Here is a 1,560-nt window from a genome sequence, read left to right as displayed (position 1 = left end):
ACGTGAGGCGTTGGGCAGCGGCGACGTTACCGACAACGCCACGCTGGAGCTGAACACCGGCGGTGACTTTACCAACAACATTGGCGGTACGGGCAGCGTGGTGAAATCCGGCGACAAGACGCTCACGCTCTCCGGAACCAATTCTTACACCGGCGGCACCACCATCAGCGGCGGCACGCTGGTCGCCAACAACGTTGAGGCGCTGGGGACTGGCGACGTCACCAACAACGCCACGCTGGAGTTGAACACCGGGGGCGATTTTGACAACGCCATCAGCGGCAGCGGCCAGGTGGTGAAATCCGGTGACAAGACGCTCACGCTCTCAGGCGCCAACAGCTACAGCGGCGCTACCACCATCAGCGGCGGCACGCTGATTGCCACTCACGTCAACGCGCTGGGTACGGGCGCTATCGACAACCGCGCCAGCCTGTTGCTGGACGCCAGCGGCCAGTTTACGGTAACGGATCTCACCACCGAAAGCGGCGGCAACACCGAAATCGGCGCAGGCAGCACGCTACAGGCGACCACGCTGACGCAAAAAAGCGATAGCACGCTGACCATCAACCTGAACAGCAACACCGTCGATCCTGTTATCCACGCCGCTTCTCAGGTCTCGCTGGCCGGTACGCTGGACATCACCGGCGTCGGCGATGTGCTGGACAGCGATCCCGCCAGCACGGACGATCTGGATACCTTCACCCTGATCGCGTCAGACAAAACCATTGCGGGCGATTTCGAAAAGCTTACCGTCGCCGGAATGGACGCCGATCTGGCCGACTTTATCACCGTCGATGGCCGCATTGATGACACGGGCAAGCAGTACGAACTGACCACCGTCCTGACATGGTATGCCGACCGCGACGACGCCGTCACCGATGCCCACGGCACGTTTAACCTGACCAATGCCGACGGCAGTTTTGCGGTCAACACGGTGCTGGAAAACGTTGACGCCACGCTCGATCCCGCCAGCGCCACCGGCTGGGACGGCACATCGCTGATCAAACAGGGCGCAGGCACGCTGATCCTGAATGCGGAAAACACCTATACCGGCGGCACCACCATCAGCGACGGCACGCTGGTCGCCACTAACGTTGACGCGCTGGGCAGCGGCGACGTCACCGACGACGCCACGCTGGAGCTGAACACCGGCGGCACGTTCGACAACGCCATCAGCGGCAGCGGCCAGGTGGTGAAATCCGGCGACGAGACGCTCACGCTTTCCGGCACCAATACTTATTCCGGCGGCACCCTTATCAGCGGCGGCACGCTGGTTGCCAGCAACGTTGAGGCTCTGGGGACTGGCGACGTCACCGACAACGCCGTGCTGGAACTGAACACTGGCGGCGATTTTGACAACGCCATCAGCGGCAGCGGGCAGGTGGAAAAATCCGGCGACGGCACGCTCACGCTTTCCGGCAGCAATACTTATACCGGTGGCACCACCATCAACGACGGCACGCTGATTGCCACTAGCGTTGATGCGCTGGGAAGTGGCGACGTCACCGACAACGCCACGCTGGCGCTGAACACCGGCGGCACGTTCGACAACACCATCAGCGG

At 62.5% G+C, this 1,560-nt stretch carries 1 protein-coding gene; it reads left to right on the top strand.

Annotated elements, in window-relative coordinates:
- Positions 1–1,560: autotransporter-associated beta strand repeat-containing protein (locus tag NA986_RS15095; protein ID WP_439039725.1), on the top strand; the 1,560-nt coding region annotated here is incomplete at both ends.

It is taken from the genome of Salmonella sp. NW177 (assembly GCF_051811585.1).
In the GTDB taxonomy this organism is placed as follows: Bacteria; Pseudomonadota; Gammaproteobacteria; order Enterobacterales; family Enterobacteriaceae; genus Salmonella; species Salmonella enterica.
The sequence above is the reverse complement of the archived record's forward strand: the minus strand, read 5'-3'. Positions and strand labels throughout refer to the sequence as shown.